The organism is bacterium (assembly GCA_020444065.1).
Taxonomy (GTDB): Bacteria; Sumerlaeota; Sumerlaeia; order SLMS01; family JAHLLQ01; genus JAHLLQ01.
Genome location: JAHLLQ010000006.1, coordinates 130,170 through 153,903, shown reverse-complemented (window position 1 = coordinate 153,903; position 23,734 = coordinate 130,170). Strand labels below are relative to the sequence as shown.

The window sequence follows — 23,734 nt, the reverse complement described above, 5'->3', positions numbered from 1 at the left end:
CTAATCGGTTTCCAGGTTGAGTTCTTTCGCCCCGTGGAACTTCGGTTCCCACGGGGTGAGCCTTTTGGCCATCACTCGAATGGCTTCCGGATTCGAATCCACCAACACGCAATCGCGATCGTTCGCGGCGGCGGCTTCCCCCGTCGTCCCCGAACCGGCGAAGAAGTCCAGCACGCGATCGCCCGGATTCGAGTGCACCCGAACGATCCGGTTCAGAATCGCGATGGGCTTCTGCGTCGGATAGCCGGTGCGCTCTTTCCCTCCGGGCGGCACAATCGTCTGCCACCAGACATCCGTCGGCGTCTTGCCGCGCGCGGCCTTCTCCGGTCCGACCAGTCCCGGTGCCATGTAGGGAATGCGGTCGATGTCGTCGTAACGGTAGGTGTAGCTCTTCGGGTTCTTTGCATACCACAGAATGTTATCGTGTTTCGCGGGCCAGCGCTTCTTCGATCGCGCGCCATAATCGTACGACCAGATGATCTCGTTGATGAAGCAATCGCGCCCGAAGATCTCATCCAGCACGACCTTGGCGTAGTGCACCTCGCGATAATCGAGGTGGAGCATGAAGCTGCCCGTCGGCGCGAGCAGGCGATGTGCCTCGCGAAGACGCGGCTCGAGAAACGCCATGAAGTCATCGAAGCGATCCGGCCAGGCCGACTTTCCGATCACCTCCGTGCTGTAGCGATTCCCTCCGAATCCCGTCCGGTCGCCGCCCTCCTGCACACGTCTCGTCCGCATCCGCGTGCGCTCCTGATCTCGCCCCGTATTGAACGGCGGATCGACGTAGATCAGATCAAACGAGGAATCCTCGAACGTCGCAAGAACGGACAGATTGTCGCCGAAGTGAATATCCAGCATGAAGCGCCCCGAGCCTGAGATCGATGCCGACGAGAGATTCGGCGAGGAATCTCATGCCCGCAACGGAAACCCATCCAGCCGCTGCGTGCTTCAGATCATTGACGGAGGCGGTGTGTCGAACAATGAGAGCTGCTCCCACAGCACGAAGTAACCTCGGAAGAACTTCTCCAGCCTCTGAGCATCCGTGCCCGCATCCTGCAGGTAGTACTTCAGAGGATCCGATTCATCTGCAGATACGAACAAGGTGGAAACCATCTTATCAAAGACAATGAGTATCCTTCGATCGTCCCTTGTGTGGATATCAATCCCACTGTACTGCAAACCCGTCCCAGCATGGGGAAAATCCCATTTCGTTTTGAGAAGAAACTCGGCCTCTTCCAGTGCACGATCGCCGTTCAGGAATGGACTCCCTGCACTGGACCCAACTCCAAGCGGAAGGATGTAGGCGACATGATCACTGGGAAGTCCCCAGAAGTAGCGGACGAAACCCCGTCGCAGACTCGGATCGGCGAAGGTTTTGAATGCATCTTCTGTGTGGGTGCTGTAATGTCCTGCACCTCTGATGCGACTTGCTTCGCCGAAGACCCGAACCTCGTGCTTGGGAGTAGGGCCCCTGAGGAACAACATTAGCAGGGCGATCAGGATGATCGGCAACGTTAGCCAGACAATTGCCCAATGGGAGGGCACTGCTTGTCGGGTGCTGCTGTCCATTGCGCTATGCCTCCCTTGCCGGATTCAGAACCTAAACTGTGCCTCTCGCACTTGAACCGTCAATTGGAGCAGTTAGCTGTCTACTTGGAGTTGTGCCTCAGTATCTCAGATCCAGGACGGCGCCGGGGTTCCATACAGCGAGAGTTGCTTCCACAGATCGAAGTAACTGCGGAAGAATCTCTCCAATCTTTGGCTTTCGTCGCCCGCGTCCTTCAGCCAGTAGTCGAGTGGGTCCGAACTATCAGGCGACATCGCCATAGTGACGGCGGCTCCGTCGAAGACAATAAGTATCCTTCGATTGTCTCTCGTGTGGATATCCATACCACTGTAGTGTCGCCCTGCTGCTCCGTTGAGGAAGTCCCATTCCGTCTTGAGTAGAAACTCGGCCTCCTCAAGTGCGCGATCACCATTCAGGAATGGACTCCCAGCACTCGACCCGCCTCCAAGAGGGAGAATGTAAGCGACATTCTCATCGGGATATCCCCAGAAGTAGCGGACGAGACCGGGTTTGAGATTCGGATCGGCGAAGTCTCGGAAGGCATCTTCCGCATCTCCTCGGTACAACCCCATGCCCTCGGGCAGATGCGCCTCGCCAAAGACTCGAATCTCGTGCTTTGGGGTAGAGGGCCTTCCGAGTATGATCAGAATGGCTATCAGTAAGATTGATATCGCCAGCCAAGCGAGTCCCCAAGGTGAACGCACTGCTTGTCGGGCGCTGCTGTCCACTGCCCCTTCCCTCCCTTTCGGGATTCAAGACCTAACCTGTGCCTCTCGCACTTGAACCGTCAATTGCAATAGTCAGTTGTCTATTTGAAGAGGATGTGATTCTGCCCGTACAAAGCCTGGGAAATGCAGGAGGACCAGGGATCACATGAGCGCCCCAAACCCTGTCACAAAAGAAGCCGATGAGGCCGTTCGACGTCGGCCGTTTGTCTATCTGCTTCTCTTTTCCGGGTTCATGATCACGATGCCGCGGCTCGCCAATCGGTACGACGGCACGTGGGAGTGGGTCTTTCTGGGGCTGTTCCTGGTCGGGCTGGCGCTGCCGCTCTTCATCTTCGTCCAGTCCATTCGCCTCAAATCGATTATGAACGAAAAGGGCTACGAGTGGGTCTCGCTTCTGGATGCGTACGTGCTGATCGTTCACCTGCGCCGGAAGAGGCACTACATCCCCGATCGAGAATCCTACATGCTCCTGCCCGGCGCGCGGGACTGCGACTTGCCCACGCTGATCGCGATCGCCCGGCAGATGTCTGTGGATGATCTGGTAGCGGCGGAACTCAGAAAAAAAGACAAGGCGTAGGCGCGAAGACTACTCGTACATCGCCCACGCGGGTTCCGCGGCCGTCGTGGTGGTGCGGCGGAGCAGATGGACTTCGCGTGGGGCGGGCGCACCCACCAGGAAGAGCGAGGCTCCTTCGGCGGTCGCCAGACCGGTTAGCGTTTCCGCAGGATTGGCCAAGTAGTTCAGGTAGACGCTGTTCGCATCGAGCGCATTGCCCGCGAGCTGATCGAGGCGTTTGTCCGCGGGCGCGAGACCGAACAACGACGTGCCGTCTCCGGCAAGATCGCCCGCATCCTGTGTGGCCAGATAAGTTGAATCGATGATCGTTCCATCGCGGCGAGCCGTCAGAATCCCCGATTGCGAGCGCAGCCGGAAGTCCCCCTGGTCATCAATCTCGAGACCCGTGAAGGGGGGCCACGTGGAGTCTGCTGCCGTACCGGGCGTGTTCCACTGGATCGATCCCATCATGTCTCCGGCGGGGGAGAGCACGATGAATCGCGTCGACCACCGATCGCCCACAACGATCTCGTCATGCAGCGGATCCCAGGCAATCGTGGCCGGCTCGAACGGTATCGATGGTTCCCGATGGTTGTTTGGATCGCCGTGGACATCGAGCTCCAGGACACGCCTCAAGTCGCCGCCGAGCCCCGTCACAATCACGGATGGAATTCCGTCGCGATCCAGGATCAACAACTCGTTGCGATCGCGATCGATCGCCAGCGCCTCGATCCGTCCGCCTCGACTAAGCGGCGCCAGCTTCGCTTCGGGAAGCCCAAAGGGATTCGACGCGTCTGGCGGCTCGGGAAGCGTGAGTGTGGCCATCGCGCGATTCCAGGTCGTCACGATCAGCTTCTCCGCCGGGCTGTTCCACGCGATTCCGGCGATCGCATCTTCGCGCAGTTCGGGGGCGAACTGTGGCAGGAAGAACTGATTTCCCGTCGGCATTATGCCCATGCTGCCCGGCGCAAACTCGATGATCCGTCCTCCTCCGCGGCGACTGAGGTAAACCTTATCGCCGGGGTACTCCAGAGCGATCAGGTCCGCCGGGAATCCAATGTCGAACTGCATCGCCGGCGAGCCATCTTCTTCAAGGACAAGCACGCGCTGTTGCACGGTATCGATTGTCCAGAAGCGCTGTGCCGCTTGTTCGTAAACCAGTCCGCTGAGCCCTTCGTGATTCGCGATAGCGATGGAGCCAAGCGGGCGCAATTCGTCTCCACTCAGCAAGTACTGGCGAATCCGGCTATTCGCTTCATCCAGCAGAAAGACGCGTCCGCCGGTTGCGCTTTCGAACGCGAGCCCGGATGGGTCGACGTAGGCGTTGGACCCAGGTCCCGCACCTACGATGTGCAGCGTCTCGATGCGATTTCCCTCAGGATCGAAGCCGGCCAGTTCCTGAGTCGATGTGTCGAAGACCCAACTCAAACCGAGCAGGCCCGCGCCCGTTGCGCCGACCATCTCGATACTGCCTGGAAACAGGGGACGCAGGCGAATCACGCCATCGGGAACCAAGTCACCTGCGGCGGAGTTTGTGAACGAGTTATAGATTCTGGAAACGTCTGGATTGGGGAAGTCGTCTTGATCGCCTTCATTTGCAGTCGCGATATCAGGCGTGCCATCGCCATCCAGATCGGCCACTGCCATCCGGCGCGGCGCAGCAGCCGGAATCGGCAGCCACAGTGGAGCGATACTGTTGTCTGGAAATAGGATCACAGCCTCATTGGAGTGCTTGTCCAGCACGGCGATCTCCATACGTCCGTCGCGCGTCCAGTCCAGCAGCGCGACGTCCGAAAGAAACGCGCCGGAATGAAGCGGCATTTCCTGTCGGCGGGCAAACGATTGTCCGACGGCGTTCAGGTCGTGGAAGATGGTCACTCCGCCGGAATCCGTTGTAGTGACGATGTCGGGCCGGCCGCTTTCGTCGACATCGCCGACTGCAAAGGCCAACAGCGTTCCGCTGAATTCCTGCGACACTTGCCAGAGTGAAGGGAAACTGCCGTCGGCCGCCGCCAAGCCAACCCACAGCGACTGGTACGTTGTGAAGACGAGATCGGGTTGGCGATCGGCATTCAGATCGACCAGCGCCACATCCGTCACGCCTGTGCCATCCGGCGTGATGCGCTCTCCCTCGAACTCAAACTGGCCGAAACCGACTCCGTTGAATTGCGTGAAGCTATTCCGATAGGTGTTCCCGACGATCAGATCGAGCAACCCATCACCATTCAAGTCCGCCGTGTCGATGCAAGTCGGGAAGCGGAACTCTCCGGTTGGAATCTCAGCCATTTGCGCCGGCAGAGGAATGAACCCAGCGTTTGCGGAACCGCGAAGGACCTGGATGGAAGAACGTGTGAGTGCATTCGGGTTTCCCGAGCACAGCACCAGGATGTCGTCGACACCATCCTTGGTAAAATCTCTGACCAACAATTGCCGCGGCAAGTCATTTAAAATGCCGTCGTTCAATCCCACTTCTGTTGTGTAGAGTAGCGTCTCGTTGCCTACCGGATCCGTTCCGATCACGGCGACGTTATCCGTGAAGGCGTAAGCGACGGCGAGATCGAATCGCCCGTCATCCTGATAGTCGATGGCTTGTATGGACTGAGGCACCCATCCGAAATCCTCTGCCGCATGCGCGACTGCGCCGGCGCTCGTGAACGCCAGAACCGCACACATGAACAGCAGGGCGCCGAGCCTTGCCTTCATGTTACGGGATTCGCTGGATGGAGAGTTCGCCTGTGAAACCAAAGAGATCACCCCGGCTCACCGTCCCGTTCGTGGGATCGTACTGCGTGTCGATGGGTTGCTGGTAACCCAACTGGCGCGCCAATGGGGGAAGGGCATCCTGATCGAAGGGCCGAAACGCCCCGAAGCTGTCCAGCTGGTCCGGCCCCAGGCTGACGATCGCCATACCTCGGGCGTAGACCTTCGGATTGCCGGTCTGCTCCGCGAAGTCCGGATAGTGATAGTACAACAGGCTACGATTCCTGTTGGGGACTTCCGGGATGGGAAACTCCGGATCATGAGTTCCGGGCCCTGGGGGCGGTCCGGGCGGCGGCCCGGGTCGCGGGGCTGTTTCCATTTCAAAACCGACACGACGGAAGGACAGACTCTGGCTCTGAACCAAGCCAAACGGATCGGAGAATGCAGCCGTTGAAATGTAGCTGATCGGCGTTGTCAGAACGCGAAGCTGGGCATCTGCCAGAATCCCGTAGGGATCGTCGGGGAGATGTGGGCCGGCGCTTGGATAAGCATTCCAGTCGATCCGATATGCGTCCGCTCCGTCCAGAAGAACGCGGATGTTTGCCTTCGCCTTCGCCGTCTTGGCGCGACGTTGTGCTTCCAGCATATTCGGCAGGGCAACAGCCGCCAGGATCGCGATAATCGCGACCCCGATCAGCAGTTCCAATAATGTGAATCCCTGCCTGTTTCGATTCATGGCGTTTGGCCTGATTCGTCTACGGGTGCAACCGACGGGAAGAAGGAGCTGAGGCTTGATCGCTGATAGCGATCCGCCAGCGATGCTGCCCATTGGGCTCCGGACGACTCGGAGAGCGCTTCGACTTTCGCCGTCTCCTCGTCGCTCCTCACCGAGCCTCGATTCCCGGCCGCGATGGCCACTCCTTCAGCAGCTTTCGAACCAGTCAATTGCACGGTTCCACTGTATGTTTCAACCGTTGTTTCACCGTTGCGATAGGTCACGGTGAACGATGTTCCGACGACCTCCACCAGTGCTCCAGGCGTGCGCACGCTGAAGGCTCCCGAGCCCGGGACGACGTGTACCCAGACTTCGCCTTCATCCAGGCGCAGGCGGTTCTCGGCCTCGACGCGCAACTTGCTGTGATCGTTCAACAGCACGTGCGCCCGTGAGTCCACCAGGGCCACGATCCGGCCTGAATCGGTCTGTAACTCACTGCCGGAGCGCACCTCGGCGCGATCGCCACGCAGGACGTTGCCTTCGGTGTAGAGAACCTGGCCTGCCGGGCTTCCCCCCAGAAAGGATAGTCCTGCAACCAGCGCCACACACGCGGCCGCTGCCAGGATGGCGATGGCGACCAGCGAGCGGCGTCCTCCGCGCGAGCCATTGGATTCGCTCCGGGCGAGGTCCACCTCCTCCAGGCGCCGCTCGAGCTGAGCGGAAAACGCCGGGGAAGGCCTGACATCGTGGGCAAAACGGCGATCGGCCGCTTCACCCAGGGCACGATCCAGGGCCTTCAGATCCTCGGAAAGCTCGGGTATCGATTCCCGTTTCATGGCATCAAGTCCTCGATTCGGAATCCCCGGGATTGGAAGAAGTCCTTCAACTGGGCCAGGCTGCGACTGATTGTGGTGCCAACGCTACCGATGGGCATTTCCATCACTTCTGCGATCTCCGCCAATCCCAGGTGGGAGTAGTAGCGTAAGGTCATGAGTTGGCGCCTCTTCTCATCGAGCTGGGCCAGTGCTTCATCCAGCAATTCGGCCAGTTCGGCCTCTTGCACCTCCCGGGGTTGTGGGGGGGCATCCTCGCCCCCCGCTCGTTCCGCGATTTCGTCTTGGTCGACCACCGATTCCACGCGATACCGTTTCCGTTTCATTTCCTTCAGGGCGCAATTGCGTGCGAGCGCGAAGAGCCATGCTTCCAGTTTATCCCGATTTGCCAATGTGTTCCTTTTGGTATAGGCTCGCACGAAAACGTCCTGCGTCAGTTCCTCCGCCAGTTCCGGTGAATGAACGATGGTACGAACAAAGGCCTGAATTCGACGGCTATAAATAGCCACCAATTCATGCACCGCTTCGTGTTCTCCTTCTTGAAAGCGGAGAGCCAGATCGGCCAGTCTGCCCTTGCATACCGCTTCGTTCATCGCGTGTCGGTGGCCCCTTACTACCGAGATTGACCCCATGAAGGACGGATTTCTTACATGGATCGAGCAGTTTCTTGGCCAAATGGGAGGAGACCCGATCCGGGCGATGTGAAACCAACTTTTTTATTCCGGGCTGTAAGAAAACCGAGACACGGGGTGTCTACCCTTTCAGAGCCAGCACTACCCTCAACATTATCCCCCATTGCCAAAAACGCTTCTTCCGAAGAGGAGAGAACCGATGAATAGCGTATTACGCCTTTCAGCGTATCGCGCCTTTGCGATTCTCGGCATGATGCTCGGCCTTCTTTCGCTCGCACCCGATCAGGCACTTGCCGTCGAGTGCGAACGACCGCAGGCGATTTACGGGCAGATTTCAGCCGTGGATGCAGACGCGCGAGCGTTCAATGTAGCAGGCATGGTCTTCCACACCGATGCCGACACCCAATTCTTTAACATCGATGGATCCACGGGCGGCTTCGCAATGATCCAGCAGGGCGAGTGGGCGAATGTCGAATTCTGTCCCACGGCCAGCGGCATGGAGAACATGCAGTTGATCGCGACTGAAGTGCACTTGCTCGATCCAACCGTTCCGCCGGAACCCGAGATGGTGACCTTTACCGGTCGGATTTCTCTGATCGAAAACGATTCCCTGGTCGTCGGCCACAATCTGGTCATCCTCGATCAGAACATCGTCTACGAGGACTTCGATGGATCATCTCTCGTCTTCGAAGACTTCGTGGTCGGCGATTGCGTGACCGTGGCGGGCATTCCGTTGCCTTCGATTCCCGAGTGGCCCGTCTTCCTGGCCGAGGGCCTGCGGAAGTCCAACGATTGCTCCGATCCGAACCTCGAAACCGTCAGCGGACGCGTGACCGACATCTTTCCGAATGAGACCTCCTTCGAGCTCGATGGCCATCTTCACGTCACAACGACGAGCGAGACTGTGTTCATGTACTACGACGACAGGCCGGCAGGTTTCGGCGACCTGGCGTTGGACATGTACGTCGCCGTTCGTGGCTATCCGAGCACGATCCCGGAGGAATTTGAAGCCCGCAAGGTCATCCTTCGCCCCCAGGATCCCGTCGTTGTCACGCTGGCGGGGGAGATTGAGGCGATCGACACGACGAATCAGAGCCTGATCGTTCAGGGCACGCAGGTCCTGACCGACAACGAAACGGAAATCACCGGCCCCGGCGGGGAAGTCATCCCATTCGCCGATCTGCACCAGGGCCTCTTTGTGGAAATCGTCGGCATTCCGATGGATACGACAACCGATCCGGCAGGGGGCGACTTCCTGCCGGTCGTCCTTGCCAAGATGATCCACGTTCCGGGGGAACCCGGTCCGACGCATCTCTTCGGCCCGATTCGCGACATCGACTACACTGCCGCGACGTTCCTTCTGAATGAGTTCCAGGTGATCACCAATAATGAGACCGAAATCATCGACATGGCCGGCAATGCTGTCGATTTCTCGGTTTTGGCTGAGACGATGACCGTCGAGGCGATCGGCGAAGTCACCAGGTACCCGGAGCCGACATCCGCCGGGACGATTGGACTCGGCGAGTTTGTGGCCAACCAGATCTTCATCCGCAGCGACGAACCGCCGCTCATTCATATCGCAGGACCGATTGAGCGCATCGAATCAACCAACCATGTGATCTACATGCTGGATTGGGCCGTTCAGATCAACAACCAGACCCTGATCGTCGATGCCAACGGCAACAATTTGCCGTTCTCCGACTTGAGCGAGGGACTACTGGTTGAGGCCATCGGAGAGGAACTTCCCGCGACCGATCCTGCCGGCACGACGGATCCGAACATGCACCAAATGCTGGCTCAGGAAATCCACGTGTTCGGCGAAGTTCCCCCGCAGCATGTTTGCGGACCGATTACGGCGATCGACAGCACCGGCAGCCTGACCATCAACGACATCGTTGTGATGATCGGCCCCGATACACAAATTGTCGATGCGGCGAACAACCCGATCCCCTTCTCTGATCTCACCACCGACATGCATGCGTGCGCAGAGGGCGAATGGCAGGCTGATGGTGTCTTCTTCGCTCACCTGATCATCGTAGAAGATCCTCGGCCTCCGGTCGGCGAACCGATCATCGTTCATGGACAGATCGAGTCGCTGGCGACCGGCCGTACAGCCATGATGGTCGACGGTCGTCCGATCGTTCTGAACGACCAGACGCGCATCTTCAACTTCCGCGGCGATCCGCTGGAGTTCTCCGACCTGGCCGTTGGCGACCGCGTCGCCGTGGCCGGTCTCACCATTCTGGATTCGACGGATGGAGCCGTCGAGGCGCGCTTTGTTCTCGTATTCGGCGAACCGGGCGACGGTCTCGTCATCGAGGGCCGCGTCAACTTCGTCGACTTCGAACAGAACCTCCTCATCGTGAACCGGATTCCGATCTCGATCTCGAACGAGACCGAGTTCATCGACGGACGCGAGCGCAGTGATTTCGGCATGGCCGATCTCTTCCCCGGCGACATCGTTCGCATCAACGCCTACCTGTCGCTCAACAGCGCATCAGACTTCAACCTCCAGAATCTGCGATTGGTCGCAGAGACGGTCACGTTGCTTGATCGCGAAGACATTCCCTGCGAACCCATTCAACTCGAAGGCGTCGTCGAAGAGCTCGACACGACTTCCAATACGCTTGTTGTGCAGGGGCACTTCATCCGCACAACCGACAGGACGGAAATCCACGATCCGGAAGGCAACCTAGTGGGCTTCGACGCTCTCGCAGTCGAGCAATTCGTCCACGTCGGCGGTGTCGTACTGGATGACGATTCGGTGCTCGCGCACTTCATCCAGATCCTTCCGAATCCCGAACCGCGCGAAGTCGAAATCAGCGGTAACATCTCGCGCATCAATCCGAACGAAGGGCGCCTTGTCGTGGCCGGCCGACCTGTTCAGGTGACTCCCGAGACGGCGATCATTGGCCCGAACGGCGGACTGCTGGAGTTCGGCGATCTGCAGGTCGGTATGTTTGTGACCGTTCGAGGCGTCGTGAATCCCGGAACCAACTACATCGTCGCTTTCGAGATCGAGCTTGAAGATCCGATCTGCCCGGAAGTTCATCTGAACGGGCCGATTATGGACTTCCTGGTGACGACGCAGGACAATCTTGTCGGCGGCATGATCGTCGGCGAGGAGAACGTTCTGATCGCCTGGGATACGCGCCTGATCGATCACGAGACGAACGAACCTCTCGAAATCTCCGACTTCCAGATCGGCGACTGGGTCCACGTTGAAGGCTGCCTGGATGGAGCCGGCAACATCATGGCGAATGTCGTTGTTCGCCTCGCCGGCGAGCCCGGCGAGCCCTGCCCGCAGAACTCGATCTACTTCGGCACGATCGACTCGATCGATGAATCCAACATGGCGATCGATTCCGACGGCATCCTCGTCGTGATCAATCCAGACACCGTGTTGCTCGATTCGGAGCGCAATCCCATCACCTTCGGCGATCTGACTGTCGGTGCGGACTTCCGCGTCGTTGGTTGGCTGACGTCCGAGGCGGCGATCTCTGCGTGCGAGCTTCGTCTGCTCGAACCCGTGGCACCGCCCGCACAGCCGGATCATATTCGCGGGCGTATCGTCTCCATCGACGCTGCCGCAAAGACACTCCTGATTGGCGAGACGACCGTGCAGGTTGTTGAAGCCACGCAGATCATCAGCCGCAAGGGCGAGCCGCTCAACTTCGCTGATCTCCAAGTCGGTCAGCTTGTCGATGTCGCCGGACAGCGTGCCTCGACTGGCGTTCTCGTTGCTCAGTTGATCAAGGTGCAGGAGGAGAACCCCGGCCCCGGCGATGACGATCCGCGGACCGTCGTGTTGCGTGATTTCATCACGGATTTCGGAACCAGCGGCACTATGACCGTCGGCGCGACGCCGGTGATCGTGGATGCTGATACTGTCATCCATGGATTCGATGGCGAGCCCATCGCCATGGCCGATCTGAACATCGGTGACTACGTCCGCGTTCGCGGAACGGAAGACGAAGGCGGCGTCGTCACGGCCATCACGATCGACGTTCGCCTGACGGTCATCCAGGACATCGATCGCGAGGCGTTGACGCTCGTTGCCAACGGACGCACCGTCCAGGCCGTCGAGCAGACCGTGATTCGCGAGCATCAAGGCGATGCGATCGAGTTCGCGGATCTGGCCATCGGCGACCTGGTGAACATCCAGGTACACATCCAGGACGGCGAACTGATTGCCAACGTGATCACTCGCCACGCAAGTGTCACGACCGGCGGAATGGAGATGTTCGACATCACGAGCGGCCGCATCAATGAACTGGGCCAGCCTGCGATCGTTTCCGCCAGCAACAACACGTTTGGCTATGTCGCGTTGCCGCAGGATTCCTTCACCGGCGATCCGGACACGTTGTATGAAGTGCGCGTCCGCGTTGCGACGAACATTGAAAACCGTTCGGAGATTCCAACGCTTCGCCTGCGTACAAACCTGCGTAACTTCGCGAAGGGCAATTGCCTCGTGGTCGACTCCTACAACGGCGGAACTTTCAGTCCGACGACGGACGGCTTCGAGTACACGTTCGTGATGACGGCACCGGTCGAGATGGAATCGGCGAGCTTGCTGGAACGCCAGTGGTTCCTCTCGATGGACATGCTGAACTTCGATTCGCAGTTTGCTCAGGATGCAGAGTTCCGTCTGCAGGGCATCGACGTTCGTCCGATCGACATGGATCGTCTCTCTGTCGCTCGCACGTTCATCGACGATCGCTTCGCAGCGGGAACGAACGGCTGGGTTTTCAGCGGCTGGCCCGAGCGCTTCACCCCGCCCGCGGCCGGCACCGGAGCCAGCGGTTCGCTGGATCTCGCCGCGACGGACACGAATACGTTCGGCTTCTGGTTCAAGGATACCGGCGTGACGCTCGAAGCGGGCAAGATCTATCGCGCCCGATTCCTCGTCAAGTCGGCCTCCACAAATCCCGAAACCGTTCCGGAGTTCCGCCTGCGCATCAACTCGAGCGCTGCGAATCTCGCTGCAGTGGTCAACATCTCGAGTGAGAACGGCGGCCCGGAATCGCCCATCGACGGCGCGCGCGCCTACGACGCGTACCTCGTGATGCCGAAGAACGCGACCGGCAACGCCCGTGCGTTGGTGGCCTTCGACATTCTGAACTTCAACGATCAGGACGACCTCAACAAGGCGATCTCGCTTGAAGAGTTCATCTTCGAGGAACTGGTCTTGATGCCGTAACCGGGATCCCCCATCAATACCCCCACGACAGAGTCGGGCCGGTCACATCGACCGGCCCGATTCTACTTCACCCTCCGGGAGGCTTTCGAGATGACGGCCACGTTCGACGATTTCATGAATCTGGACATCCGAGTCGGCCGTGTGCTGGAGGCGACTGTTTTCGAAGGCGCCCGCAAGCCTGCCTACCGCCTTCGGATCGATTTCGGTGAGGAGATTGGAATCAGGCAGTCCAGTGCCCAGATTACGGACGCCTACGCGCCCGAGGACCTGGTTGGACGCCTCGTCATGGGAGTCGTCAATTTCCCGCCGCGACGGATCGCTGGCTATCGCAGCGAAGTGCTCACGCTTGGGGTCTACAGCGCCGGCGGCCCCGTGATTCTGATCGCCCCGGATGACTCGCCCCACGTGGCGCCAGGAGACAAACTGGGCTGATTCCGTATCGACAAGCCGGGGGGAGATGGCCTATATGCCCATACCCGAGCGGCTGAAGCGCGCTCAATCGACCTAAGGGACGGTACATGGAACTCAGGAAATTCGGCCAACGATCCGGTTTTGAAGTCCCCCGCGGCAACATCGGCGCAATGCGTCTGCCCGAGGACATAGACGAGGCTGTGGCGCTGATCCGCCACGCCATCGATTCCGGAATGCGGTACATCGACACCAGCCGAGGGTACGGGGATTCGGAGATCAAGCTGGGCCAGGCTTTGAAGGACGGCTATCGCGAGAAGGTCATTCTCTCCACTAAGTGGGCGCCATGGATCGTCAAAATCGAGGAATCGGACGACGCATCTGAGAGTTGCGCGCGCAAACGCATTGAGGAATCCATGACGCGCCTCGAAGTGGACTACCTTGACTATTACCAGATTTGGAATATCCAACAGCGCGATCAATACGAGGCTGCTATCGCGAAGGGCGGGATGCTCGATGCGATCGTGAAGGCGAAGGACGAAGGCCTCGTCGGTCACATCGGATTCACCTCCCATGACACGCCGGAGAATCTCCTCTCGTACTTGCCCGAAGTCGACTGGTGCGAGATCGTGCTGCTCTCTTTCAACCTTCTGAACACGCGCTACGGCGATGTGCTGAAGGCCTACCACAAGGCCGGCATCGGCACGATCGTCATGAACCCCGTCGGTGGAGGGAAACTGAAGGAGGCCAGCGAAGTCCTTCTCGAACTGGGCAGAGAAGTCGGCGCGTGTTCGGTGCCGGATCTTGCCCTGCGCTACATCATGAGTCATCCCTACATCGATACGGTGATCTGCGGAATGACGCGCCCGTCGGATGTCGACGATACGATTGCTTCGGTCAACGCCGGCAGCTTCGACAAGAAGCAGATGAAGAAGATCGAGAAGTTTCTGGCGAAGGTCGCGAAGCAGCAAGAGAAGTACTGCACGGGCTGCGGCTATTGCCTGCCGTGTCCGCAGGGAATCGATATCCCGGCGGTGATGGCGGCGATGTTCGAAGAACGCTTCTGGGGATTCCGCGAAGCGGCTCTCGAGAAGTACCAGAAGATCGAATCGCCCAAGGCCGACGAGTGCATGCTCTGCGGCGGCTGCGAATCGAATTGCACGCAGAGCATCTCCATCATGGAAGAGATGCAGTACTGCCAGCGGGTCTTTGGTGAGGTTTAACTACTTCTTCGCCGACTCCACGACAGATCGAATCGCGCGGATCGCCTGATCGATTCCCGCCCGCGACACGTCGATGTGCGTGACGGCGCGGATGCGCGTCGGCCCGCCGGAACTCAGGCGAACGCCGTGTTCCAGCGTCTTAGCGCCGAACTCCTGAGCCGTCATCCCCAGATCCTTCACGTCGAAGAAAACCATATTGGTTTCCGGCATTTCGACCTGAATACCGGGCAGGTCGGAGATCTCTTCGGCCAGGATTCGTGCGTGCTCGTGATCTTCCGCCAGGCGATCGACGTTATTCTCCAGTGCGTATACGGCCGCGGCTGCAATCACGCCGGCCTGTCGCATCGCTCCGCCGAACTGATGCTTGAAGCGCCAGGCTTCGCGAATGAAGTCCTTGCTGCCGGCCAGCGCCGCACCCACCGGCGCGCCGAGGCCTTTGCTGAAGTCCAGCCAGAGTGAATCGAACTCGGCGGCGTATTCAGCAGCCGGAATACCGGACTTCACGACGGCATTCATGAGTCGTGCACCGTCCATGTGGCGCGCGAGGCCGAGCTTCTTCGCTAGCCCGCAGACGTTGCGAATCTCCGGAAGCGGCCACACGCGGCCGCCGCCCATGTTGGTGGTTTGCTCGACGCTGACCAGTCGCGAGCGAGGGTTGTGGTTACTTCCGGGAACGCGATAGGCCTCTTGGACCTGTTCCGCCGAAAAGATGCCACGATCTCCATCGAGGAGCCGGGGCATCGCGCCGGCCAGCGCGGCCATTCCACCAACCTCGAAGTGCACAGGGTGTGCTGTCTTGTCGATCAAGACCTCATCACCCGGTGCGCAATGTACGCGAAGGGCGATCGCGTTACACATCGAGCCGGATGGCAGATAGATCGCATCGTCCTTCTCCAGGAGATCCGCCACCATGCGGCACAGCCGATTGACCGTCGGGTCTTCCTTCTTTTGCTCATCCCCGACCTCGGCCTCGGCCATGGCGCGCCGCATACCCGCCGAAGGCCGCGAGATGGTATCGCTGTAGAGATCGACCTCAATCTTCATGTTGGAAACACCCCCAGAGAATTACAGGAACCCTCGCAGAAGCCGCCACGGGGGCCAAGCCCAATGAGAAGCCCCTCGCCGTGGCAGGCGAGGGGCTGTGAGAGCTGCATTTCAGGGCCGATCAGTGCTGGTGGCTGTTCGCCCAACTGATCAGTCCGAGTTCGTTCGGGTGGATGAGGTCCGGGTGCTTCGGCACCACGCGAACCGTATAGCCGTATTCACCGGAATCGCCTTCGAGCAAGTTGCCGCGGAAGACGTACCGGCCCTTGTCGTTCTTGCCTTCCGGATGCATCGGGATCGATCCGGCCCGGGGAAATTCGTCCTCGCCCGTTTCGGCCAACGATGCCATGTAGATCTCCACCTGGACGTCATCGGGATCGATGGGGCCGAGATCGACTTCGGCAACCAGTTCCATCTTCTCGCGGACGCGCACCGTGTGCACCGGGGCGCCGTTGTTCTCCAGGAACGCGTGGATCCGAATGCTCGGCCAGTTCGTGCGAATCTCCTCTTTCCACTTCGCGTTCTGACGGGCGCGCTCGTAGCGATTCGCGACAAGCAGCCCATGCCGCTGCCCGGCGGGCACGTAGTACATGTTCGTGTAGTCCTGCACCATGCGGTGCGTGGAGAACATGGCGGCGACTTCCTTCATGGATTCGCGAACGCGGTTTACCCACTCGCGCGGAATGCCCTTGTTGTCGCGCTTGTAGAACAGCTTCGCGATCTGATGCTCGAAGGTCGCGTAGATCGACTCGGCATCCGCTTCATCCTGCTGATCGGGATTGTCGTAGAAGCGCTCTTCGCCAAGCGCCCAGCCCACCAGGTGATTGTCGCGGAACGCCTCGGGCCACCAACCGTCGAGGATCGAGCAGTTCAGGCCACCGTTCAGAGGCACCTTCATGCCGCTGGTACCGGATGCTTCGTACGGGCGGCGCGGATTGTTCAGCCACACGTCGACGCCGCTGGTCAGTCGGCGGCCGATGTTCATGTCGTAGTTCTCAAGGAAGATGATCTTGCCCTGGAATTCGGGCTCGCGGGACATCTCCTGGATCTGGCGGATCAGCGCCTGACCCGGAACGTCGGCGGGGTGTGCCTTGCCGGCAAAGATCAACTGGATGGGGCGCTCGGGGTTGTTCAGAATGCGAGCGAGACGCTCCCGATCGCGGAAGATCAGCGTGGCACGCTTGTAGGTCGCAAAACGACGCGCAAATCCAATCGTCAGCGTATCCTTGTCCATGATCTCAGACCACTCGCGCAGCCTGTCCGGCGACTCGCCAAAGCGAGCGTGCTGCGACGTCACGCGCTTGTGCACGAAGTCCATCAAGTCAGCGCGCAGCTTGCTGATCGCGTTCCACAGATCCTCATCGGGAATCTTGTCGACCTGCTCCCACAGCTTCGGATCGGAGAGGCGCTCGCGCCAGTTCTTCTCGAAGTACTTGTCGAACAGTTCCTGGATGTCGATGCTGAGCCACGTCCGCGTGTGAACGCCATTTGTGATGTGCTGGATCAGGTTTTCGCGCGCGGGAACATCCGGCCAGATGTGTTGCCACATTGCGCGCGAAACGTGACCGTGCAATTCGGAAACGCCGTTGGCCATGGCGACCAGGTTCAGCGCCAGAACCGTCAAGGAGTAGAGCTGTGAACCATCCTGCTGCGTGTCGAGGCCAAGGGCCAGGAACTGCGCGCGGGAGATCCCCAGGGATTCCCAGAACGGACGGAAGTACTTCTCCATCAGCGCCGGCGGGAAGGCATCGTTGCCAGCTGGGACGGGCGTGTGCGTCGTGAAGAGCGTCGACGAACGAACCATTTCCACGGCATCCCGGAACGCCAGGTTATCATTGTGCATGTACTCGCGCAGACGCTCGAGGCCCAGGAACACCGAGTGCCCTTCGTTCATGTGGAAGATCGAAGGTTCGACGCCGAGAGCACGCAGCGCACGCACGCCGCCGATGCCGAGGAGGATCTCCTGCTGGATGCGCATCTCGTGGCCGCCGCCGTACAGGCGGAAAGTCAGTTGGCGATCTTCCGCCGTGTTCTTGTCGATGTCTGTATCGAGCAGATACAGCGGGTTGCGACCGACCTGGACCCTCCAGACCTTGGCGGTCAGGACGCGGCCGGGCAAATCGACGGTCACATAGATTTGCTCGTTCTTGGAATCGAGCGCAGGCTTCACGGGCAGATCGCGCCAGTCGAGCGCCTTGTAGATCGCGCGCTGCTGGCCGTCGTGATCGATGTCCTGGATGAAGTAGCCTTCGCGATACAGCAGGCCGACGCCCACGAAGGGCAGGCCCAGATCGGAGGCGGACTTGCAGTGATCGCCGGCCAGAACGCCCAGGCCACCGGAGTAAATCGGAAGCGATTCGTGCAGGCCGAATTCGGCGGAGAAGTAGGCGATCTGTGTGCCGGTCTTGCCGCCATGAGTGACGTCGAACCAGGTCTTCTTGTCGCCAAGATAGCCCTGATACTGCTTCATGACGGTATCGTACATTTTTAGGATGGGCTTACTCTTCGAGGCTTCTTCCAGGACCTTCTGAGACACTGTCTCCATGAAGCGCACGGGATTGCCTTCGGTACGGCGCCACGTCTCGGGACAGATCTCCCGGAAGAGCGCGCGAGCGGACGGGTTCCAGGACCACCACAAATTGTTGGCCAGATCCTCGAGACCCTCCAAAGGGGCAGGCAGCTTCGGCAGGACGCGAAGCTTGCCAAGGAATTGTGTCGGAACTTTTCTTTGCAACATAGTAGCTAACCTCTGACTGGGACGGGTTCAGGTCTCCCTGTGGTGCTGCATTTCCAATGCGAGACGTCCGGTGCGCGCCTGGTGCATCCCCCCGCGCTGCCGAGTCTCAACTCCCAACTTCCGACGAGAATGTGTCGGATGGGGCCGAATGAGGGAAAGAGAACAGATGAGCGAATCCGCCTGCGGCAACCCAAAAAGCCAAGCCGCAGAACGAAAAAAGGCCGATTTTCCAGGACTTACGCGACGGAAAAACGTTTTATCGGCTCTTCGACGCGAGTGCGCCATATTCAGGCCATGAGCGCAAAAAGAACCGGCCCCGTCTGATCAACGGGCCCGGGTTCATGCAATTCGACTGATCCCGCAAAGGGCGCTTACTCCGAGTAAATCTTCGGATCCAGTACGCCGATGCACGACAGATTGCGATAGTATTCGTTGTAATCGAGCCCATAGCCGACGACGAACTGATCGTCGATCTCGAAGCCGCGATACTTCACCGAGATCTCGTTCGCACGCTTCACCTTCCTCTTATAAAGGAACGCGCAGACTTCGATCGTCGCAGGCTGGTGAACGCGAAGGAGATCGCAAATCGCACGCAGCGTCCGGCCGGAGTCGTAAATATCCTCGACGACGATCACGTCCTTGTCTCGCAGGTCGAGTTCGACGTCCTTCGTGATTTGAACGTAGCCCTGCGATGATGTTCCGCCCGCATAGGATGATGCGCCGCACATGTCCCACGAGTGGGGGAGGGGGATGGCCCGCGAGAGATCCGACAAGAATACCAACGCACCGCGAAGAATCCCGACCAGCACTAACTGGCGGTCCTTATAGTCATCGGTGATCTGCAGACCCAGTTCCCGCACGCGGCGCTCGATATCCGCCTGCGAGTAGAGGATTTCCGTCATGTGATTCAGAAGGGGATTGTCCTTACTCGGCATAATAGATCGCTTTTCCCTGGGATTTGATCAGTGCTCAGTCACGCATATTGAAGCCCGGCATGGGCGTGAATTCGTACACATCGGACAAACTGTTGCCGGAGAAATTGAATGTCTTTCCGGCATCGTAGTAAGTGAAACTGGTTCGTTCGACGCCCAACTCGGGCCAACGCTTAATCTCATTCGGATCGCCGTACATCACGACCGTGCGCAGAATATCATCCAACGGCCGTTCGATCGTCTCGGCGCCTTTGAATCGCAGCACGATCTCATCCGCAAGATAGACCCACTCTTGCTCTTGCTCGGTGAACTTCCCGGCCATGCGATGGCCTTCGATCGCCTCGGAAGGCTTCACGATGCGGCGATCCATGGTGTAGATGAAGCGAATGAAGTCCGGCGTTCCGTAGCGCGCCCAGGCTTCCTGCTGCGTTCGCCGCAGCGTTGGATTGTCCGGCCAGTCCAGCTCCTCCCGTGGCCAATCCACGGGCACAGCCATGACATTAATCGAGAACTCCGGATCCGGAGCCAGTTCCGTTGGCTTGTCTTTGCAGGCGGTAAGGAGAAGTACCGCAGCCAGCATCATCACCCCAAAAGGCGCGGCAGACAGACGCAATCCCAGCAAGTTCCTCACGATGCAGAAACCTCTCATTCCCCCAGCATCTGGTCCAGTTCGGCCTTCAGCTCGTCGTAGTCCTGCTTGATATTCATCAAGTCCTTGGTCTTCGACTGGACCTCTTCCAACTGCAGTTCCAGTTCGGCGACCTTGTCCTCCAATTGGGTGATCTGATCCATCTGCTCGTCGATCACCTCATCCTTCTCGTGAATCTTTTCCTGAATCTTCTTCAACACCGAATCATGAGTCATTGGCGTGTCCTTTCCTGCCGACTCGGACTGGCCGGGGCTAGTTCCTCGCGAACGCGGGGCAACGGCAATGTGACAAAGCAGGGAACGGCGGGCAAGCCCGGAGTCGCCTATTGGGCAAAATCGTTCTCTCGGCGGCGCAGGGCCTCGAACTCTGCGGGCGTATCCACATCGACACGAGTAGCGGGATCGGTCTGATCCACCTCCACGACGCGGCTCAGGTGGGTTTCGATAAACCCCCGAGGACCGTTCGGACCATTGTAGGAGAGAAGCGCGTCGAATAACTCCCTTGGAATTCCCACCGGATGCGCCCATCGCCCATCGAATGTCGCCACAATCAGATGTTTGGGGTTCTCTCGGCACGCCAGGAATACCGACCGAAGCGTTTCGGCCTGAATCTCGGGCATATCGACGAGGCAGAACACTGCATGGCTCGCACTCGAATCCACCTGGCGTACTCCCTGCTGGAGCGAACTCAGCATTCCGGCATCCACGTTTGGATTGTAGACGAGCCGGACATCCGAGAGTGGATTCGCATCAAACTGCTCGGAATGGGCTGGATTCGCGACGACGATCAGCGAAGAGAAGCCCGCATCACGGAGCTTCCCGAGGATAGCAGCGATGAACGTCGTTCCCTGGTAGGGGAGGAATGGCTTCGGCCGGCCCATGCGCTTGGAATGGCCGGCCGCCAGGACAATGGCTGCCACCGGTGGTGTCATTCGATCTCGAGAACTCGCAGGAAGTTGGTCTTTCCAGGCGTGCGGAGGGGCATCCCCGCCAGTACGACGACCCGCATGCCCTTTTTGAGCAACTTGTAGTCACGCGCCGTCCGGAGGGCGGCCGTAATAATCGCGTCCGTCTCGCTCGATTCCTCTTCCGTCCCCCACAACTGACGCATTTCACGCGTCTGCACGCCCCAACTCAGGCAAAGGCGCCCGACCGTCGAGGGCTCGGTGCTGAACGCCAGGATGCGGCACTTCGGACGGAATCGCGCGACGCGCATGGCCGTCGCCCCGGACTGGGTCGGGCAGATGATCGCATCCAGCTCCAGGGCATGCGCCATATCGACGGCTGCTTCGCTCACCGCCTCGGCGACAAGTGGAGTCTCACCCGGCGCCGTCTTCCACAGCATCTCGCGGCAGCACTCCAGATCGCGTTCGGCCTCCTTGGAGACATTGTGCATCACGCGGACTGCATCGATCGGATAGTCTCCCATCGCCGTTTCGTTTGAGAGCATGACAGCGTCTGTGCCGTCCAGAATCGCGTTGTAAATGTCGGTTACCTCGGCACGTGTCGGGACCGGATTGGTCACCATGCTGTTCAGCATCTGCGTCGCCGTAATGACCGGTTTGCAGAGGTAATTGCATTGGCGAATGATGCGCACCTGGGCAGAAGGAACCTCGTGAATGGGGATTTCGACGCCGAGATCGCCGCGGGCGACCATGGCGCCGTCGGCGAGTTCCAGAATCTCGTCCAGAGCCGCCAGGGCCTCGCCTTTTTCGATCTTTGCGATCAAGGGGACCTCGCGGCCGATCCGTCGCATGGCGCGCTTGGCCAACTCAATGTCCTTGGGGCTGCGGACGAAACTCAGCGCAACCAGGTCAACGCCTTCCTTCAGCGCAAACTCCAGATCGCGGCGATCCTTCGGTGTCAGCGCCGGTATTGGCAGACTTGTGTGCGGCAGATTGATGCCCTTGCGCGAGCGGAGAACGCACTTGTTTTGTACCTCGCATGTGACGTCCTCGTCGCCTGTTTCGAGGATTTTCAGTTTCACCATGCCATCGTCCAGCAGGACCGTCTGGCCCGCCTGGACGTACTTCTCAAAGTCCTTGATGTTCACCCGGTAGGTCCGATTGCGGCTGCCGGGGGTGCTCGAAGTCAGCGTAATCACGTCGCCAGGAGTGAGCGGGACCTCGCCGCCTGGGACTTCTCCGATGCGCAATTTTGGCCCGCTGAGGTCTGCCAGAATGGCCAGCGGGCGCCCAATCCTCTCCGAAACCTTCCGGATATTCGCAATCGCCGCCGAGTGAGATTCGTAATCGCCGTGGGAGAAGTTCAGGCGATAGACGCTCGCGCCTGCGTCGGCCAGCGCGCGTAGTTGGGAGAACTTCGCGCACGCGGGACCGACGGTGACGACGACCTTCGTCCGGGACTTTTGCATCGGGGGAGTTTTGGGCATGGCCGCTCCTTCAGAGAGTACCCGCGTGCGCTCGCTCAACGACGACCTCGATAATGTCGCGGGTGCTGTTTTCCTTTGGCGCTCCGGCAATTACGGTCTGGATTCCCAGCCGTCGAGACGTCTTCAACTCGGGGACGTTATCGTGACGATAATCAGTGCCCTTCGAATGCACATCGGGCCGCAGATCCTCCAGAACCTCGTCCGCCGAATTCGTATAGAAGATCGTCAGGTAATCGACCGACTCGAGCCCTGAAAGGACCTGGAGGCGAAGGTGTTCCGGCAGAATCGGTCGTCCTGCGCCCTTCAAGCGATTGATGCTTGTATTCGAATTCACGGCCAGTACCAGGATATCGCCCGCAGCTTTGGAGTTCTCGATGAAGCTGACATGCCCGCCGTGCAGAAGGTCGAAACAGCCGTTTGCAAGGACAACTTTCTTGCCGGCGACCTGTGCTTCGGCGGCCATATCACGCAACTGGCCGAGGGACCGGAGCTTGCGCGAGAGCGTCTCATCGTTCGCTTCGCGCTTCAGGAGCTCGGCGAGCAGAATCCGCGCCGCATCGTACACATCCGGCGCAACGAGTATGTCATCCTGGCGCTGGCGGAGTTCCTCCTCGCTCTTCTCACCATACCCCGTTCGCACCAGGATTCCCGTGCCCCCCGCCGCGCGTCCGAACTCGATATCGGACACCTTGTCGCCGATCGAAAAGACCGGAACATCGTTGAGACCCAGCTCGCGTCGGGCTTCGATCGCCATGCTTGGCTGTGGCTTGCGGCGTTCCAGACCCGTCAGGTATTGTTCGTGCTTCGCCTCTGGATGGGCCGGGCAGTAAAAAGCGCCGTCGAGCGAAACGCCCTGGGCCTCAAGCTCTTTGACCACGCGGTCGTGAACCGCACGCATCGTGTCCTCATCGAAGTAACCGCGGCCGACGCCGGACTGGTTCGAGCACAGCACGCAGGCCACGCCTTGCTCCTGCAGCAGCTCGATGGCACGCGCGGCACGCGGCAGCAGGACAACCTGCTCCGGGTCGGCGAGGTAGTTCTTCTCCTCGATCAGGCAACCATCGCGATCGATCAGTGCAAGGGCGCGGTACTTATTCTCTGTGGTCACGGTGAACTCCTTGAATTGGCGGTGCGAATGGTTCGGTGGGCCCCGGCGCCGCGTCAAGCCGCGAGCCGCTCGCTCCAGACGAATCCTTGCACCATCGGGGGCAATGACGACAAACTTTTTTCGCGGTTTGCACGAGGGACAAAGAGGCAACCTGAGCGATTCCAAGACTGAAAGATTTCCCCAACACTGCCATTCACACTGTATATGGTTGACAACACGGGCCGCCACGAGGGGAGTTGCACCGATTGTTTGGAGCCACCTTTTTTTTGTCTACCAATGCATAAGATTTCAACCCACAAACAGAACGGCGA

General features: G+C 59.4%; 19 protein-coding genes. 4 read left to right on the top strand and 15 right to left on the bottom strand.

All coding sequences use genetic code 11. From position 1 onward, the window contains the following. From KQI84_14970 to KQI84_14960, 3 genes are all read right to left on the bottom strand, one after another. Positions 1 to 858, bottom strand: coding sequence for a site-specific DNA-methyltransferase (locus tag KQI84_14970; GenBank protein ID MCB2156177.1), 858 nt, complete (start codon positions 856 to 858; stop codon positions 1 to 3). 90 nt (positions 859 to 948) lie between these two features. After that, positions 949 to 1,569 carry a hypothetical protein gene (locus KQI84_14965; GenBank protein ID MCB2156176.1) on the bottom strand — a complete coding sequence of 207 codons (621 nt, stop codon included), beginning with the start codon at positions 1,567 to 1,569 and terminating at the stop codon, positions 949 to 951. A gap of 105 nt (positions 1,570 to 1,674) precedes the next feature. Beyond that, the gene (locus tag KQI84_14960; protein MCB2156175.1) at positions 1,675 to 2,139 is read right to left on the bottom strand and encodes a hypothetical protein; all 465 of its coding nucleotides are present in this window, start codon (positions 2,137 to 2,139) and stop codon (positions 1,675 to 1,677) included. A 301-nt stretch (positions 2,140 to 2,440) separates the two neighbouring features. Between KQI84_14960 and KQI84_14955 the strand changes: the two genes are divergently transcribed. Continuing rightward, complete coding sequence (locus tag KQI84_14955; GenBank protein MCB2156174.1) at positions 2,441 to 2,872, top strand: hypothetical protein; 432 nt, start codon at positions 2,441 to 2,443, stop codon at positions 2,870 to 2,872. A 9-nt stretch (positions 2,873 to 2,881) separates the two neighbouring features. Here the strand turns inward: KQI84_14955 and KQI84_14950 are convergent, their stop codons facing one another. From KQI84_14950 to KQI84_14935, 4 genes are read right to left on the bottom strand one after another with little or no spacing between them, the layout of a single operon-like run. Beyond that, positions 2,882 to 5,554 carry a VCBS repeat-containing protein gene (locus KQI84_14950; GenBank protein MCB2156173.1) on the bottom strand — a complete coding sequence of 891 codons (2,673 nt, stop codon included), beginning with the start codon at positions 5,552 to 5,554 and terminating at the stop codon, positions 2,882 to 2,884. 1 nt (position 5,555) lies between these two features. After that, a complete protein-coding gene (locus KQI84_14945) occupies positions 5,556 to 6,287 on the bottom strand; it encodes a prepilin-type N-terminal cleavage/methylation domain-containing protein (GenBank protein ID MCB2156172.1) in 732 nt (243 codons plus the stop codon). Next, a complete protein-coding gene (locus tag KQI84_14940; protein MCB2156171.1) occupies positions 6,284 to 7,102 on the bottom strand; it encodes a FecR family protein in 819 nt (272 codons plus the stop codon). The genes KQI84_14945 and KQI84_14940 overlap by 4 nt, the downstream gene beginning before the upstream one ends. Next, positions 7,099 to 7,692, bottom strand: coding sequence for an RNA polymerase sigma factor (locus tag KQI84_14935; GenBank protein ID MCB2156170.1), 594 nt, complete (start codon positions 7,690 to 7,692; stop codon positions 7,099 to 7,101). Before KQI84_14935 ends, KQI84_14940 begins: the two co-directional genes overlap by 4 nt. A gap of 238 nt (positions 7,693 to 7,930) precedes the next feature. On the opposite strand from KQI84_14935, the gene KQI84_14930 reads away from it, so the two are divergent. From KQI84_14930 to KQI84_14920, 3 genes are all read left to right on the top strand, one after another. Then, positions 7,931 to 12,931: a hypothetical protein gene (locus tag KQI84_14930; protein ID MCB2156169.1), complete on the top strand. Its 5,001-nt coding sequence runs from the start codon at positions 7,931 to 7,933 to the stop codon at positions 12,929 to 12,931. 90 nt (positions 12,932 to 13,021) lie between these two features. Continuing rightward, a complete protein-coding gene (locus KQI84_14925; GenBank protein ID MCB2156168.1) occupies positions 13,022 to 13,363 on the top strand; it encodes a tRNA-binding protein in 342 nt (113 codons plus the stop codon). Positions 13,364 to 13,449: 86 nt separating this feature from the next. After that, positions 13,450 to 14,562, top strand: coding sequence for an aldo/keto reductase (locus tag KQI84_14920; GenBank protein ID MCB2156167.1), 1,113 nt, complete (start codon positions 13,450 to 13,452; stop codon positions 14,560 to 14,562). Here KQI84_14920 and KQI84_14915 read toward each other — a convergent pair whose 3' ends face one another. The 8 genes from KQI84_14915 to KQI84_14880 all read right to left on the bottom strand — a co-directional run bounded on the left by KQI84_14915 (position 14,563) and on the right by KQI84_14880 (position 23,423). Then, positions 14,563 to 15,606 (bottom strand): low specificity L-threonine aldolase, encoded by a 1,044-nt coding sequence (locus KQI84_14915; GenBank protein MCB2156166.1) that lies wholly within the window; start codon positions 15,604 to 15,606, stop codon positions 14,563 to 14,565. It abuts the gene before it with no gap. 121 nt (positions 15,607 to 15,727) lie between these two features. Next, on the bottom strand, positions 15,728 to 18,343 hold the full coding sequence (gene glgP / locus KQI84_14910) for an alpha-glucan family phosphorylase (protein ID MCB2156165.1): 2,616 nt from the start codon (positions 18,341 to 18,343) through the stop codon (positions 15,728 to 15,730). A 371-nt stretch (positions 18,344 to 18,714) separates the two neighbouring features. After that, positions 18,715 to 19,278, bottom strand: coding sequence for a hypoxanthine phosphoribosyltransferase (gene hpt / locus KQI84_14905; protein ID MCB2156164.1), 564 nt, complete (start codon positions 19,276 to 19,278; stop codon positions 18,715 to 18,717). A 34-nt stretch (positions 19,279 to 19,312) separates the two neighbouring features. Continuing rightward, entirely contained in the window at positions 19,313 to 19,906 is a 594-nt protein-coding gene (locus KQI84_14900) for a hypothetical protein (GenBank protein ID MCB2156163.1), read from the bottom strand. Between the two features lie 14 nt (positions 19,907 to 19,920). Then, positions 19,921 to 20,139, bottom strand: a complete 219-nt coding sequence (locus KQI84_14895; GenBank protein ID MCB2156162.1) for a hypothetical protein — start codon at positions 20,137 to 20,139, stop codon at positions 19,921 to 19,923. Between the two features lie 107 nt (positions 20,140 to 20,246). After that, positions 20,247 to 20,855, bottom strand: coding sequence for a nucleotidyltransferase family protein (locus tag KQI84_14890; protein MCB2156161.1), 609 nt, complete (start codon positions 20,853 to 20,855; stop codon positions 20,247 to 20,249). After that, a complete protein-coding gene (pyk, locus tag KQI84_14885) occupies positions 20,852 to 22,315 on the bottom strand; it encodes a pyruvate kinase (protein ID MCB2156160.1) in 1,464 nt (487 codons plus the stop codon). The genes KQI84_14890 and pyk overlap by 4 nt, the downstream gene beginning before the upstream one ends. A 10-nt stretch (positions 22,316 to 22,325) precedes the next feature. Next, the gene (locus KQI84_14880; protein ID MCB2156159.1) at positions 22,326 to 23,423 is read right to left on the bottom strand and encodes an HAD-IIIA family hydrolase; all 1,098 of its coding nucleotides are present in this window, start codon (positions 23,421 to 23,423) and stop codon (positions 22,326 to 22,328) included. Positions 23,424 to 23,734 lie beyond the last annotated feature (311 nt).

Excerpts from the sequence above, each read along its gene's own strand:
- KQI84_14935 (MCB2156170.1), bottom strand. The coding sequence starts at position 7,692 with ATGAACGAAGCGGTATGCAAGGGCAGACTGGCCGATCTGGCTCTCCGC.
- KQI84_14960 (MCB2156175.1), bottom strand. The coding sequence starts at position 2,139 with ATGGGGTTGTACCGAGGAGATGCGGAAGATGCCTTCCGAGACTTCGCC.
- KQI84_14890 (MCB2156161.1), bottom strand. The coding sequence starts at position 20,855 with ATGACACCACCGGTGGCAGCCATTGTCCTGGCGGCCGGCCATTCCAAG.
- hpt (MCB2156164.1), bottom strand. The coding sequence starts at position 19,278 with ATGCCGAGTAAGGACAATCCCCTTCTGAATCACATGACGGAAATCCTC.
- KQI84_14915 (MCB2156166.1), bottom strand. The coding sequence starts at position 15,606 with ATGAAGATTGAGGTCGATCTCTACAGCGATACCATCTCGCGGCCTTCG.
- KQI84_14945 (MCB2156172.1), bottom strand. The coding sequence starts at position 6,287 with ATGAATCGAAACAGGCAGGGATTCACATTATTGGAACTGCTGATCGGG.
- KQI84_14930 (MCB2156169.1), top strand. The coding sequence starts at position 7,931 with ATGAATAGCGTATTACGCCTTTCAGCGTATCGCGCCTTTGCGATTCTC.
- KQI84_14895 (MCB2156162.1), bottom strand. The coding sequence starts at position 20,139 with ATGACTCATGATTCGGTGTTGAAGAAGATTCAGGAAAAGATTCACGAG.
- KQI84_14970 (MCB2156177.1), bottom strand. The coding sequence starts at position 858 with ATGCTGGATATTCACTTCGGCGACAATCTGTCCGTTCTTGCGACGTTC.
- KQI84_14950 (MCB2156173.1), bottom strand. The coding sequence starts at position 5,554 with ATGAAGGCAAGGCTCGGCGCCCTGCTGTTCATGTGTGCGGTTCTGGCG.
- KQI84_14955 (MCB2156174.1), top strand. The coding sequence starts at position 2,441 with ATGAGCGCCCCAAACCCTGTCACAAAAGAAGCCGATGAGGCCGTTCGA.
- KQI84_14925 (MCB2156168.1), top strand. The coding sequence starts at position 13,022 with ATGACGGCCACGTTCGACGATTTCATGAATCTGGACATCCGAGTCGGC.
- pyk (MCB2156160.1), bottom strand. The coding sequence starts at position 22,315 with ATGCCCAAAACTCCCCCGATGCAAAAGTCCCGGACGAAGGTCGTCGTC.
- KQI84_14920 (MCB2156167.1), top strand. The coding sequence starts at position 13,450 with ATGGAACTCAGGAAATTCGGCCAACGATCCGGTTTTGAAGTCCCCCGC.
- glgP (MCB2156165.1), bottom strand. The coding sequence starts at position 18,343 with ATGTTGCAAAGAAAAGTTCCGACACAATTCCTTGGCAAGCTTCGCGTC.
- KQI84_14965 (MCB2156176.1), bottom strand. The coding sequence starts at position 1,569 with ATGGACAGCAGCACCCGACAAGCAGTGCCCTCCCATTGGGCAATTGTC.
- KQI84_14940 (MCB2156171.1), bottom strand. The coding sequence starts at position 7,102 with ATGAAACGGGAATCGATACCCGAGCTTTCCGAGGATCTGAAGGCCCTG.